The organism is Cellulomonas xiejunii, assembly GCF_024508315.1.
GTDB classification, from domain to species: domain Bacteria; phylum Actinomycetota; class Actinomycetes; order Actinomycetales; family Cellulomonadaceae; genus Cellulomonas; species Cellulomonas xiejunii.
Window position 1 is genome coordinate 2,025,573 of the sequence record NZ_CP101987.1, and the last position, 13,141, is coordinate 2,038,713.

General features: G+C 72.9%; 14 protein-coding genes. All 14 read left to right on the forward strand.

Translation table 11 applies throughout. The features are described from left to right. Positions 1-39 precede the first annotated feature (39 nt). The 14 genes from NP048_RS09250 (at position 40) to nusB (ending at position 13,120) form a co-directional block, all read left to right on the forward strand. Complete coding sequence (locus NP048_RS09250; protein WP_227578697.1) at positions 40-1,812, forward strand: type II secretion system protein; 1,773 nt, start codon at positions 40-42, stop codon at positions 1,810-1,812. Next, positions 1,805-2,500 (forward strand): PilW family protein, encoded by a 696-nt coding sequence (locus tag NP048_RS09255; protein ID WP_227578698.1) that lies wholly within the window; start codon positions 1,805-1,807, stop codon positions 2,498-2,500. The genes NP048_RS09250 and NP048_RS09255 overlap by 8 nt, the downstream gene beginning before the upstream one ends. Positions 2,501-2,520: 20 nt before the next feature. Continuing rightward, positions 2,521-4,116, forward strand: coding sequence for a hypothetical protein (locus NP048_RS09260; protein ID WP_227578699.1), 1,596 nt, complete (start codon positions 2,521-2,523; stop codon positions 4,114-4,116). A 5-nt stretch (positions 4,117-4,121) separates the two neighbouring features. After that, on the forward strand, positions 4,122-4,907 hold the full coding sequence (locus NP048_RS09265) for a prepilin peptidase (RefSeq protein WP_227578700.1): 786 nt from the start codon (positions 4,122-4,124) through the stop codon (positions 4,905-4,907). Positions 4,908-4,995: 88 nt separating this feature from the next. Beyond that, a complete protein-coding gene (gene pilM / locus NP048_RS09270; protein ID WP_227578701.1) occupies positions 4,996-6,057 on the forward strand; it encodes a type IV pilus assembly protein PilM in 1,062 nt (353 codons plus the stop codon). Beyond that, a complete protein-coding gene (locus NP048_RS09275; RefSeq protein ID WP_227578702.1) occupies positions 6,054-6,767 on the forward strand; it encodes a PilN domain-containing protein in 714 nt (237 codons plus the stop codon). The genes pilM and NP048_RS09275 overlap by 4 nt, the downstream gene beginning before the upstream one ends. Before the next feature lie 10 nt (positions 6,768-6,777). Next, a complete protein-coding gene (locus NP048_RS09280; RefSeq protein WP_227578703.1) occupies positions 6,778-7,578 on the forward strand; it encodes a type IV pilus inner membrane component PilO in 801 nt (266 codons plus the stop codon). Positions 7,579-7,851: 273 nt separating this feature from the next. Continuing rightward, positions 7,852-9,042, forward strand: a complete 1,191-nt coding sequence (gene aroC / locus NP048_RS09285; RefSeq protein WP_227578704.1) for a chorismate synthase — start codon at positions 7,852-7,854, stop codon at positions 9,040-9,042. 76 nt (positions 9,043-9,118) lie between these two features. Next, complete coding sequence (locus NP048_RS09290; protein WP_227578705.1) at positions 9,119-9,682, forward strand: shikimate kinase; 564 nt, start codon at positions 9,119-9,121, stop codon at positions 9,680-9,682. Next, entirely contained in the window at positions 9,679-10,800 is a 1,122-nt protein-coding gene (aroB, locus tag NP048_RS09295) for a 3-dehydroquinate synthase (protein ID WP_227578706.1), read from the forward strand. Before NP048_RS09290 ends, aroB begins: the two co-directional genes overlap by 4 nt. A gap of 93 nt (positions 10,801-10,893) precedes the next feature. Continuing rightward, positions 10,894-11,487, forward strand: a complete 594-nt coding sequence (locus tag NP048_RS09300; protein WP_227578707.1) for a hypothetical protein — start codon at positions 10,894-10,896, stop codon at positions 11,485-11,487. A gap of 16 nt (positions 11,488-11,503) precedes the next feature. Continuing rightward, complete coding sequence (locus tag NP048_RS09305; RefSeq protein ID WP_227578708.1) at positions 11,504-11,932, forward strand: hypothetical protein; 429 nt, start codon at positions 11,504-11,506, stop codon at positions 11,930-11,932. A gap of 206 nt (positions 11,933-12,138) precedes the next feature. Next, entirely contained in the window at positions 12,139-12,702 is a 564-nt protein-coding gene (gene efp / locus NP048_RS09310; RefSeq protein ID WP_227578709.1) for an elongation factor P, read from the forward strand. A 1-nt stretch (position 12,703) separates the two neighbouring features. After that, on the forward strand, positions 12,704-13,120 hold the full coding sequence (gene nusB / locus NP048_RS09315) for a transcription antitermination factor NusB (RefSeq protein ID WP_227578710.1): 417 nt from the start codon (positions 12,704-12,706) through the stop codon (positions 13,118-13,120). Positions 13,121-13,141 lie beyond the last annotated feature (21 nt).

Genomic DNA, 13,141 nt, shown 5'->3' on the forward strand with positions numbered 1-13,141 from the left:
CCACCACCACACGAGTACGTCCATCAGAGGAGACCGAGGGTGAACAGACTGCGACCGCGGGACCGCGTCGGGCGCGACGACGGGTTCACGCTGATCGAGCTGGTCGTCGCCATGATGATCATCACGATGGTCCTGGTCTCGCTCATGATGGTGCAGGTCTCGGCCCTGGTGACGACGGCACAGACGCGGCAGCGCTCGCTCGGCACGGCCGTGGCCAACCAGGTCATGGAAGAGCTGCGTGCACTGCCGCACCTCGTGCTCAGCAGAGGTCTGCACACGTCCTTCCAGTCCGCGGGCCCGGACGCCAACGTCTCGGCCGGACGGCTCCGACCCCCCTCGAGCCCGGCGATCAACGAGGCCCTCGTGCTGACGTCGTCGCAGGTGACGGACGCACCCCCGCTGTCAGGTCCCGGTGGCTCGAACGTCACCCGGCAGACCGACCCGTCCATCCCGGGTGTCGAGTTCGTCTCACGCGCGTACGTGTCGGACAACCCGGCGACGGCCGACGGGGTCCTGACCCTCACGGTCGTCACCTCCTGGACGGCCAACCGCACCGGGACGCCGCGCAGCGTGCTGCTCCGCTCGGAGGCGTACGCCCCGCAGGGCGGGTGCGGAGACAACGCGAACATGCCCTTCCTCGGCGCCTGCCAGGCGCTCTTCTCCGCGAGCGGTGGCTCCGTGGGGCCGGTCACGTCGCTGACGCCGGCCGCCTTCGACCCCGTCGGGGGAGGCGTCGCACCGGGCGAGCTGCTGCCGGGTGCCGTGCACTCGTCCGGCACCGTGACGGCCGCGGGCACCGGTGTGGGCGTCACGTCCCAGCAGACGACGTCGACCGAGTCCAGCGTCGCGATGCCCACCTCGAGCTTCGCACCACCGGACGCGGCCGTGCCGCAGGTGACGAGCGGTGGGGCGAAGCTGCACAACGGCGCCTCCGACGACGTCGGCGCCTCGGGTGCGGCCCCCTCCAACCCGCCGGCACAGTCGGCGGTCGGGACCGCCTCCCCGATCACGATCAGCGGCGGCGGCGTGACGCTCCGGCTGACCGCCGGCTCGGGTGTGAGTGGTGCCGCCAGGAGCTCGATGGTGGCGTCGTGCGCCTCCGGCATCCCGGCCGGTCAGGGCTGCAGCGGTGCCACCGTGACCGGCGGCACCGCGACTTCCGCCGGCATGGAGGTCGCCGGGCAGGCGTTCACCCTGGCCGACGTCGGCGCGGGGGCGTCCTCGTCGTTCGGTGCCCGGCTGACGACCGCGGCGGGCGCGACCGGGATCGGGTGCACCGTCCTCGACGGCGCGGGCTGCGTGGCGGCCGGCAGCTCCCGGAGCATCCCCACGGCGGTCTTCGGTGCCGCCCCGTGGGCGGGTGGTGCGGCGCCCACGGGGCTGGTGCGCCTGACGTCCGCCTACACGGACAGCGTGCTCGTCCAGCGCGGCAAGCTCCAGCCCGTCACCACCGCCACACGGGCGCGCAGCGCCGTGCTCGCGTACTGGAACGGCACCGGGTACTCGAGCGTGAACGTCAACGCGACGACCTCGGCCACCTACGTGGGGGGGACGACCACCTGGACGGGTGGCGGGTGGACGGTCACCGCGACCCCCACCGTGACGATCACCCCGGCGATGTCCATGACCGACAACCTCGACCCGGTCGCGTGCACGGGCGAGGGCTGCTCGATCTCGGCGGACGCCGGTTCGGTCAACGTCGCGGTGCGGTGGACGGCGACCGACGGGGCGGCGCAGGTCGCCTTCGTCGCGACGACCAGTCTCGGGACCTCCCAGGCCGACGCGGCGTACCGGGCGGCCCCCGATGCGTGAGGCACGGGCCGCGTGGCGGCGGGTGATGCGCCCGGGGGAGTCGGAGCGAGGGCTGACGCTGGTCGAGCTGATGGTGTCGATGATGATCTTCGCCGGGCTGCTGGGGATCGTGTTCTCCGTCCTCGTGACTGTCAGCCAGCAGACCAAGGACAACCTCGCGCGCACCCGGTCGGCCGACCAGGCGCGGATCGGCCTCATGCAGATCGACCGGCAGGTGCGTTCCGGCAACGTCATCTCCGACCCGGCGGGGGAGTCGCTCGCGTCGGCCGGCGTGCCGGCGAACTACTCGCTGCGGGTCTACACCCAGACGGACGGCAGCTACCAGTGCGTGCAGTGGCGCGTGCGGTACCCCGCGGGCACCGACCGCGGGCTGCTGGAGTTCCGCTCGTGGCGCCCGTCGTGGCAGGTCACCGGTGGCGTCGAGGCGTGGCGCGTGGTCGCGCGCGACGTCGTCCGTCCCACCGGCACGTTCGACCCCGACGACAACACGACGTGGCCGCCCTTCTTCGTCGAGGCACGGGCCGGCAGCGCCGGCTCCGAAGCCCAGACCATCCGCGTGACCTTGCGGCTCAAGGACGCGAACCAGAGCGCGAGGTCCGCGCCGACGACCGTGACGTCCGTGCTCACCGGTCGCAACACCGTCTTCGGCTACCCGGCCGACAGCTGTGGCACGGTCCCCGCGCCGTGATCGCACCCCGAGGAGAACCCATGTCCCGTGCCATCGCACGTCGTCTCGCGCACAGCGGCCGCGACCGCGGCAGTGCGCTCGTCTCCGCCGTCGCGATCGCCCTCATCGGGCTCGCGCTGGCCTCGGTCGTGGTCGCGTCCAGCATCCAGGGCGCGCGGGACTCGGGGGAGGACCGGGCGCGCACCGCCGAGATGCACACGGCCGAGGGCGTCGTCGACGCCGTCTTCGCCGAGCTCGAGGTGGGCACGCCCTGCCAGTGGCCGGCCACGGGGAGCCACGCAGGCGGTACCTCACCCGGTGGCACGCAGGCGACCGCGACGATCGCGTACTACGACGAGCACGACGCCCTGCTGCCGTGCGCGGCGGGCGTCGTCACCGGCACGCCGGCGTCGGCGGTCGTGACCGGCGTCGCCACGGGGGCCGGGACCGACGTCAAGCGCGCCGTCCAGACGAAGGTGAACCTGACGCCGCTGACGATCGACGGGCGGGGCGCGGCGATCTTCGCGGCATCGTCGATCCTGTCGACCAACGGCTTCACGCTCGACACGGCGCTGCCCGACACCGCGGTCGACGTGTGGGTGGACTCCGGCGACGTCAACTGCAACTCGAACGTCAAGATCGACGGCAACCTCATCGTCGTCGAGGGCACGACCGAGATCTCGAACAACTGCCACATCACGCAGGACCTGTGGTCGAAGAAGAAGCTGACGGTCCACGAGCAACAGGGTGCGGGCCTGCGCACGGTCGGCCAGGACACCTACGTGGCGGCCGACGCCACGCTCGCCGGCGGGTCGAAGTACGGCCGGGACGTCATCATCGCGGGCGCGATGACCACGTGGGGGACCGGCCCGCAGGTGGCCGGCACCACCCGCACGGGCGTCGGCGCCGGCGCACTCCCGCAGTACGTGAAGGTGGGGCTGCCGGAGGTCAACTACATCCCGTCCGACTGGGTGGGTTTCGACAACGCCGGCAACCGCGCGCAGGCCTACAAGGACTGGGTCACGTCGAACGCCGTCGCCAACGGGGCGCCGACCTGGTCGGAGATGTACATGCCCGCGGGCAACAAGTGCACGGTGGCCGGGGCGGACTACAGCCTCAAGGGGCCGCTGGTCGGACCCACGGTGGCCACGGTGTTCGACACCCGGTTCTGCCCGACGACCACGTTCCAGGGCGGCCTCAACATCAAGCTGCGCGCCGACATGGTGATCTTCGCGAACAACTTCTACGCGACCGGGAACTTCACGATCACGTCGGCGGACGGCGACCCGCACCAGGTGTGGATCATCGTCCCGGACCCGGACGTGACGCCGAACGGTGTCGCCGAGTGCAACAAGACCGTGGGGCCGAACAGGTCCGGCGACATCAAGTTCGACTCGGGAACGAACATCACCGCGCCCATCACGTTCTTCGGCTACACGCCGTGCACGATCGACACCAACAACACGATGTCGCTCTACGGGCAGCTGTACGGCAAGGACGTCAAGCTGCGGAACGCCCTCAAGGTGCGCTACGTGCCCATCGGCATCCCCGGGGTGGACCTCGCGAGCACCAGTCCCGTGTCATCCTCTGGGGTGCGGGTCGACGTCGTCTACAAGCGGGAGGTCAAGGCACCGTGACGGGGATGCTGGTCGCGGTCTGCGCGCTTCTGGGACTCGCGATCGGCTCGTTCCTCAACGTCGTGGTGTGGCGCGTGCCGCGCGGGGAGTCGGTGGTCCGGCCCCCCAGCGCGTGCCCTGCGTGCGGTCATGAGATCCGGCCGCGCGACAACGTCCCGGTCGTCTCGTGGCTGCTCCTGCGGGGGCGCTGCCGGGACTGCGGCGCACCGATCTCGCGGCGCTACCCGCTGGTCGAGCTCACCACCGCCGTGCTGTTCGGCCTGGTGGCGGCGCTGGTCGGACTGTCGTGGCTGCTCCCCGTGGCGCTGTACCTCACCGCCGTGGCGGTGGCGCTCGCGCTCATCGACGTGGACGTGCACCGCCTGCCGGACGCGATCGTGCTGCCCTCGTACCCGGTCGTCGCCGCGCTCCTCGCACTGGCCAGCCTCGACCCGGGCGGCACCGCGGACTGGCCCCCCCTGCTGCGCGCCCTGCTCGGTGGGCTGGCGATGGGCGCCGCCTACCTGGCGCTGGTCCTCGCGAACCCGGCGGGCATGGGCCTCGGCGACGTCAAGCTCGCCGGCGTCCTGGGCATGTTCCTCGGGTGGTTCGGCTGGGGGACCTGGGCGGTCGGGCTGTTCCTGCCCTTCCTGCTCGGCGGCGTCCTCGGGCTCGCGCTGATCGCCCTCGGGCGGGCCGGACGCAAGTCGGCGATCCCGTTCGGTCCCTGGATGCTCCTCGGTGCGGCGGTCGCGCCCGTCGTGGCCCCGCCGCTGCTCGACTGGTACCTCGGGGTCACGGTCGGCGCCTGATCTGCGCAGAACGGTCCGCTGTCGCTCAAGTCGGGTGCCGGGTGCACCGATACGACACGTGAACCTCAGCGTCAGAAAGGGACACCCTGTGGCAAGCACCCGCGTCATCGGGCTCGACATCGGCTCCACGGCTGTGCGAGCAGTCGAGCTCGAGTTCGCCAAGGGCGATCGTGCCCGGTCCAATCCGACCGTCGTGCGCGTCGGCGAGCAGCCGCTGCCGCAAGGTGCGGTCCGCGACGGCGAGGTGGTCCAGCCCGAGACGGTGTCCGAGTCGCTGCGCACCCTGTGGGGACGCGCGCGCTTCGAGAGCAAGGACGTGGTGCTGGGCGTCGGCAACCAGCGCGTGCTCGTGCGTGAGCTCGACCTGCCGTGGCTGCCGACTGCGCAGCTGAAGTCCTCGCTCTCCTTCCAGGTCAACGACCTGCTGCCGATGTCGGCCGACGAGGCGCTGCTGGACTACTACCCCACGGGGGAGACGCAGGGCGACCAGGGCCGCATGGTGCAGGGCATGCTGGTCGCGGCTCAGCGTGACACGGTCACCGCCAACGTCCTCGCCGCCGAGGGTGCGGGTCTGCGGCCGGTCATGGTCGACCTCAACGCGTTCGCGCTGCTCCGGGCGATCTGCCGGGGTGACTACGCACGAGCAGTCGTCGCCTACGTGGACCAGGGAGCGACCGTGACGACGGTCGTCATCGCGGTCCGCGGCGTGCCGCGCCTCGTGCGGTCGCTGCCGACCGGCGGAGCGACGGTGACCGGTGCGGTCGCCAGCGCGCTCGGTGTGTCGTTCCCGGAGGCCGAGCAGATCAAGCGGAACCTGGGCGTCGGCCTCAGCGCGGGGGGCGACGCCGCGCCGGCGGTCGAAGCCATCAGCACCGTGGTTCGGGGCCAGGTCGAGTCGATCCGCAACACGTTCGTCTACTACGCAGGACTCAACCCCGGTCAGGGCATCGAGGTCGTCGTCCTCACCGGCGGCGGCGCGCAGCTGCCCGGCTTCGGCCAGTACCTGTCCTCCGCCTCCAGGCTGCCCACCACGCTGGGAGACCCGCTCGCGGGCCTGCGCCCGGCCAAGACCGCTCAGCTCGACGCCCTGCGGGGGCACGAGAGCTCGTTCGCCCTCCCTGTGGGCCTCGCGTACGGAGTCGCCGCATGAGCACGATCCTGGAAGCCGCCCGCGCGCGCAAGGAGGGCACCGCGACGTTCGCCCCGCCGCGCCCGCAGGTCAACCTGCTGCCGCCCGAGGTCACCGCGGCCCGGGGCCTGCACCGGCTCAAGCGGTGGCTGCTGCTGAGCATCGCCATCGCGCTCCTCGTCCTGGCCCTCATGTACGTGGTCGCCGTCCTGCGGGGCGCGCAGGCGCGTGCCGAGCTCGTGGTCGCGGAGCAGGAGACCCAGCGACTGCTGGCCGAGCAGGCCAAGTACGCCGAGGTGCCGATCGTCCTCAACAGCATCGGCCAGACGAGCCGTGCCCGTGAGCTCGGGATGTCGACGGAGATCCGCTGGCGCACGTACTACGACGCGATCGCCGCGGTGCTCCCCGAGGGGGTGAGCATCGACTCCCTGTCCTTCACGGGTGAGAGCCCGCTCGCAGCGGGTCCCGCAGCCGGGAGCCCTCTCGAGGGGCCGTCGGTCGGCCAGATCCAGTTCACGGGCCGCACGGTGACCGTCCCGGACTCCGCTGCGTGGGTCGACGCGCTGTCCTCCGTCCCGGGCTTCTCCGACCCGTGGGTGTCGGCTTTGACGCTCACCGCGGATGATGCGGGCACCCCCTACTTCACGGTGTCGGCCACCATCCGCGTGACGTCCGACGCCTATACGAACCGGTTCGCGCCCGTCGCGCCCGGTGCAGCCGAGGAGGGCTGACGTGGGCAACATGAAGCGCAGCACCTGGATCGGAGGAACCGTCTTCCTCGTCCTTCTGCTCGGGGCCGCCGCCTGGTTCCTCGCCATCTCTCCCGCGTTCGTGGCGGCCGCCGAGGTGCGTGAGGAGACGGTGCAGACGGAGGAGCGCAACGAGATCCTCCACCTCCAGGTCGCGACCCTCGCGGCCGACTTCGCGAAGCTCGACCAGCACAAGGCCGAGCTCGCGAGCATGCGCGTGCAGGTCCCGACCTCCGCAGAGCTTGCCGACATGCTGAGGCAGGTCGACCAGGTGGCAACGACGCACGGGGTGACGGTCACGTCGCTCTCCCCGGGCGTCCCGGTGACGGTGGTCCCCCCGGCCTCGGCTGCGGCACCGCCGCCTCCGGCCGACGAGACCGAGGGCTCGACCGACGAGGAGGCCGAGCAGAGCGCCGACGCGGACGAGACGGCACCCGCCCCCGAGGCCGTGGCGCCCGTCGCGGTGGCGGTCCCCGCCGGGATGGTGGCGATCCCGCTGTCGATCACCGTCCTGGGCACGTACGACGCGACGATCGCCTTCGTCGACGACCTGCAGAACGCCCTTCCGCGGCTGGTGCTCGTGACCGACTTCACCGGCACCGCACAGAAGGAGGCGACCGAGTCGGCCGGCAAGCCCGCGACCGCGCCGGGTGACCAGGAGCTGGTCGTCTCGGCTTTCACGTACGTCCTGCCGGACCCGTGGGCCGCAGCGCCCGACGCGGAGCCGGCGCCGGCCGCGCTCCCCGCGACCGTGCCGGGCAAGAACCCCCTGGTCCCCGTCCTGGGGCAATGACCTCAAGGGCGGTCCGCCGACGGGCGGTTCGCCCGCTGGGGGAGCGGCAGCTCGATCGGGTGCGTGCGGTGCGGCTTCGGCCGCACCGCACGCTCGTCGTGGTCGGGTGCCACAGGCCGCGTCCCGGTGCCGTCGCCGTGCTCGGCGGGCCGAGCCCTGGCGCGCGACGCGTGCCGCTGCTCCGACATCGGCAGCGGGCCGCCCTGCCTCGACGACGTCCGACGTGTGGCACGGCGCGCACGGCTCGTCGCGCCACGTGAAAGGATCGCGCCCATGCTCCGTTGGTTGACGTCCGGTGAGTCGCACGGTCCTGCGCTCGTCGGCATCCTCGACGGTCTGCCCGCCGGTGTGCAGGTGCAGACCTCCGACGTCCAGGCCGCGCTCGCGCGGCGTCGTCTCGGGTACGGGCGTGGCGCCCGCATGAAGTTCGAGCAGGACGCGGTGCGTCTGCTCGCGGGTGTGCGCCACGGTCTGACGCAGGGCGGCCCGATCGCGATCGAGGTGGGCAACACCGAGTGGCCCAAGTGGGCCGAGGTGATGGCCGCCGACCCCGTCGAGGACCCCGCGGTGCTGTCGCGGGCGCGCAACGCCCCGCTGACGCGGCCCCGCCCGGGCCACGCCGACCTGATCGGCATGCGCAAGTACGGCTTCGACGACGCGCGCCCCGTCCTCGAGCGCGCGTCCGCACGCGAGACCGCCACGCGCGTCGCGCTCGGTACCGTCGCGGCGGCCTTCCTCGAGCAGGTCGCGGGCGTGCGGTTGGTGTCCCACGTCGTCGCCATCGGACCGGTCGCGGTGCCGGACGACGCGCCCGCGCCGACGCCCGACGACGTCGCGGCCCTCGACGCCGACCCGGTGCGGTGCTTCGACCCCGCGACGAGCGCGGCGATGGTCGCCGAGATCGACCAGTGCCACAAGGACGGCGACACGCTCGGCGGCGTCGTCGAGGTGCTGGTGCACGGGCTGCCGTCGGGCATCGGCACCTACGTGCAGGCCGACGGACGCCTCGACGCGCGCCTCGCGGCGGCGCTCATGGGCATCCAGGCCATCAAGGGCGTCGAGGTCGGTGACGGGTTCCGGACCGCGGCACGTCGCGGGTCGCAGGCGCACGACGAGATCGAGCGCGACGCGTCCGGGCGCATCGTGCGGCGCACCAACCGCGCCGGTGGCATCGAGGGCGGCATGTCGAACGGCGAGGTCGTGCGCGTGCGCGCCGCGATGAAGCCGATCTCGACGGTTCCTCGCGCGCTGGCCACCGTCGACACCGCCACGGGGGAGCCGGTCACGGCCCACCACCAGCGGTCGGACGTGTGCGCGGTGCCGCCGGCGGCCGTCGTCGCCGAGGCGATGGTCGCGCTCGTCGTCGCCCAGACGCTGCTGGAGAAGACCGGCGGGGACAGCGTGGCCGAGGTCCGGCGCAACCTCGAGGCGTACCTGACGGCGGTCCCCGAGCTGCTCGCCTGACGCGGTTCGTCCGGCGCCGGCCGACCGGCCCGTGGACCGCGCGGGGCTGGGCGCAGGGCGGGACTAGGCTGCCGCCGTGCCCCGTCCCACCCCTGCCTCCGGACCCCGCGTCGTGCTGATCGGCCCGCCCGGCGCGGGCAAGTCCACCGTCGCCGCCGCGCTCGCCCAGCGCTGGCAGCTCGAGCCGCGCGACACCGACACCGACGTGGAGACGACCGCGGGCAAGTCCGTCGCCGACGTCTTCGTCGAGGACGGCGAGCCGCACTTCCGTGAGCTCGAGCGCGCCGCCGTCGCGACCGCGCTGGACGAGCACGACGGTGTGCTGGCGCTCGGCGGCGGCGCCGTGCTGGACCCGCGCACGCGCGACCTGCTGCAGGCCTACCGCCAGGGCGGTGGTGTGGTGGTGTTCCTCGACGTGAGCCTCGCGCACGCCGCCCCGCGCGTCGGGCTCAACCAGTCGCGCCCCCTGCTGGTCGGCAGCCCGCGCGCGCAGTGGCAGGCGCTCATGGACGTGCGGCGTCCGGTCTACGAGGAGGTCGCGACGGTGCACGTGTCGACGGACGGGCTGCGCCCGGTGGAGGTCGCCGAGGTCATCGAGTCGAGGCTGCGCGACCAGCGCGTCTCGGAGGCCGGCGCATGAGCCCCGAGGCCGTCGTCACGGTCGCGGGGGACCAGCCGTACGACGTGGTCATCGGTCGGCACCTGCTCGGCCACCTGCCCGCGGTGCTCGGCGACACGGTGCGTCGCGTGCTCGTCGTCCACCCGGCGGCGCTCGCGACGTCGGCCGAGACCGTCCGCGAGGACCTCGTCGCCCACGGCTACGACGTGTACCTCGCGCAGGTCCCGGACGCCGAGGAGCAGAAGACCGCCCAGGTCGCGGCCTTCTGCTGGGGCGTGCTCGGTCAGGCGGACTTCACGCGGTCCGACGCCGTCGTCGGGCTCGGCGGGGGAGCGACGACCGACCTCGCCGGGTTCGTCGCGGCGACGTGGCTGCGCGGCGTGCGCGTCGTGCAGGTCCCCACCACCGTCCTCGGCATGGTCGACGCCGCGGTCGGCGGCAAGACCGGCATCAACACGGCCGAGGGCAAGAACCTCGTCGGCGCGTTCCACCCGCCGGCCGGGGTGCTGTGCGACCTCGCCTCCGTGGAGTCCATGGCGCCCTTCGACTTCGTCGCCGGGCTCGCGGAGATCGTCAAGTGCGGGTTCATCGACGACCCGCGGATCCTCGAGCTCGTCGAGGAGAACACCGCCCTGCTGCAGGACCCGGTGGCGGCCGCGTCCTCACCCGTGCTCGCCGAGCTCGTCGAGCGGGCCGTGCGGACCAAGGCCCGCGTCGTCGGTGAGGACCTGCGCGAGGCAGGGCTGCGCGAGATCCTCAACTACGGGCACACGTTCGCGCACGCCGTCGAGCAGGTCGAGCGCTACCGGTGGCGCCACGGCGCGGCCGTCTCCGTCGGCATGGTCTACGTCGCCGAGCTGGCGCGGCTCGCCGGGCGGCTCGACGACGACGTCGTCGAGCGCCACCGCAGCGTCCTGACGTCTCTCGGGTTGCCGACGACGTACCGCGGCGACCGGTGGGAGCAGCTCCTGACGGCCATGCGCCGCGACAAGAAGACCCGGGGCGACCTGCTGCGCTTCGTCGTCCTCGACGGCCTCGCGCGCCCGTCGCGCCTCGAGGGTCCGGACCCCACGCTCCTCGCTGCGGCGTACGCCGAGATCTCGACCACCCCGGAACCCGCCACCGGCATCCTCCTCTGACCCACGAGCCATCGGCGGACGTCGTGGCGGCGCCCGCCGGTTGCACAAGGGCCTCACCTTGTAGCCATGCCTACAAGGTGAGAGACTTGTCGCATGTTCGTGCTCACCATCGACCAGCGCGGCAGCCGCAGCGGTACCGACCGTGTCCCCGAGCTGCTCGCGGCGCTCGCGCGCGTGCCCGTCGTGCGGGGCTTCGAGCGGACGGTCGGCGACGAGGTCCAAGGGGTGCTCGACGACCCCGACGTCGTCGTCGACACCGCGCTGCGGGTCCTGCGCGACGGTGGCTGGAGCGTCGGGATCGGCGCCGGTGCCGTCGACGAGCCCCTGCCCGCCTCGCCGCGCGAAGGAGCAGGGCCCGCGTTCGTGCTCGCCCGTGAGGCCGTCGAGGCGGCGAAGAGCCGCCAGCGACCCGTGCCGCTGGCGGTCCGCGGCGCCGACCCGCAGGCCGCCGCCGACGCCGACGCCGTGCTCGTGCTCATCGGCGCGGTGGCGGCCCGGCGCACGGCGGCCGGGTGGCGCGCCGTGGACGCGGCCCGCGAGACGGACGACGCAGGGCAGGGTGTCGTGGCACGCGCCCTCGGCGTGTCGCAGCAGGCCGTGAGCCAGCGCCTGCTGACCGCGCTGTGGGCCGAGGAGCTCGCCGCGCGCCCCGCTGCGGCGCGCCTGTTGACGCGCGCGGCCGGCTGACGAGAGGGTCGGCGACGTGCATCCCGCCCTCGTCGCCGGCATCTGGGTCGGCGCCCTGCTCGTCTCCTCCGCCGGGGGTTGGTTCGTCACCCGGCTCGTCCTGCGCCTGGCGTCGCGCTCCCGCGACGCCGGACGGCGTCGCGGCGGGCACGGCCCCGTGCTCCTCGAACGTCTGAGCGTGAGCGACGGCCCCGAGGGGGAGGGGGCGCAGATCGTCCTGCGCGGCGGCACCTGGATCGGCGTCCTCGAGCGCCTCGCGGTGACCGGGAGCCTGCTGGTGGGCGTGCCCGAGGGCGTCGCGGTCGTCGTGGCCGTCAAGGGCCTCGGGCGCTACCCCGAGCTCCGCGAGAACCCGGGTGCGTCCGAGCGGTTCGTCATCGGGACCCTCGCCTCGCTGCTGTGGTCGGCGGTCGTCGGCCTCGCCGTCGCGCGCCTGCTGCTCTGACGGGCGGTCACGGGCGCTAGGATGGTCGACGGCCTGCGGCCGGTCCGTGCACCTCGTGCGACGGTCCGGCCGGGCACAGCGAGTCGGAAGCGGCGGGCACCGGGTGCCCGCACGACGGCTCCGTGGCCGGCAGCCGTCCCGTGGGGCGCTGTGCACCGGACGCGCCGCACGGCGCGCACCCACCACCGACCGGGAGAACGACGCTCGTGGCGACCACCAACGACCTGAAGAACGGCATCGTGCTGAAGATCGACGGACAGCTCTGGACCGTCGTGGAGTTCCAGCACGTCAAGCCTGGCAAGGGCGGGGCGTTCGTCCGCACCAAGCTGAAGAACGTGCTGTCCGGCAAGATCGTCGACCGTACGTTCAACGCGGGCCTGAAGGTCGAGACGGCCACCGTCGACAAGCGCGACATGCAGTACCTGTACAAGGACGGCGACGATTTCGTGTTCATGGACACGGACACGTTCGACCAGATCAACGTTCCGGCCGCCACCGTCGGCGACGCCGCGAACTTCATGCTGGAGTCGCAGACGGCGCTCGTCGCGACCAACGAGGGCGTGCCGCTGTACGTCGAGCTGCCCCCGTCGGTCGTCCTCGAGGTCACGTACACCGAGCCGGGCCTGCAGGGTGACCGCTCCTCGGCCGGCACCAAGCCCGCGACGCTGGAGACCGGGTACGAGATCCAGGTCCCGCTGTTCCTCGAGGCCAACACCAAGGTCAAGGTCGACACCCGCGACGGGTCGTACCTCGGCCGCGTGAACGACTGACGTGGGCGCCCGGACCAAGGCGCGCAAGCGCGCGCTCGACGTGCTGTTCGAGGCCGAGCAGCGTGGCCTGGACGTCCGCGAGCTCCTCGCGAAGCGTGTCGTGGAGCCGGGTACCGAGGCGTCGCTGCCCCAGTACGCGGTGGACATCGTCGAGGGCGTCCTCGCGCACTCCGAGCGGATCGACGAGCTCCTCGCGACGCACGCGCACGGCTGGACGGTGGCCCGCATGCCCGCGGTCGACCGTGCGCTGCTGCGCCTCGCGACCTGGGAGATCCTCTGGAACGACGAGGTGCCGGACGCCGTCGCCGTCGACGAGGCGGTCTCCCTCGCGCGTGAGCTGTCGACCGACGACTCGCCCGCGTTCGTCAACGGCCTGCTGGGTCGCCTCGTCGTGCTGAAGCCGACGCTCCTCGCCTGAGACGTCGCACGACCCGCCCAC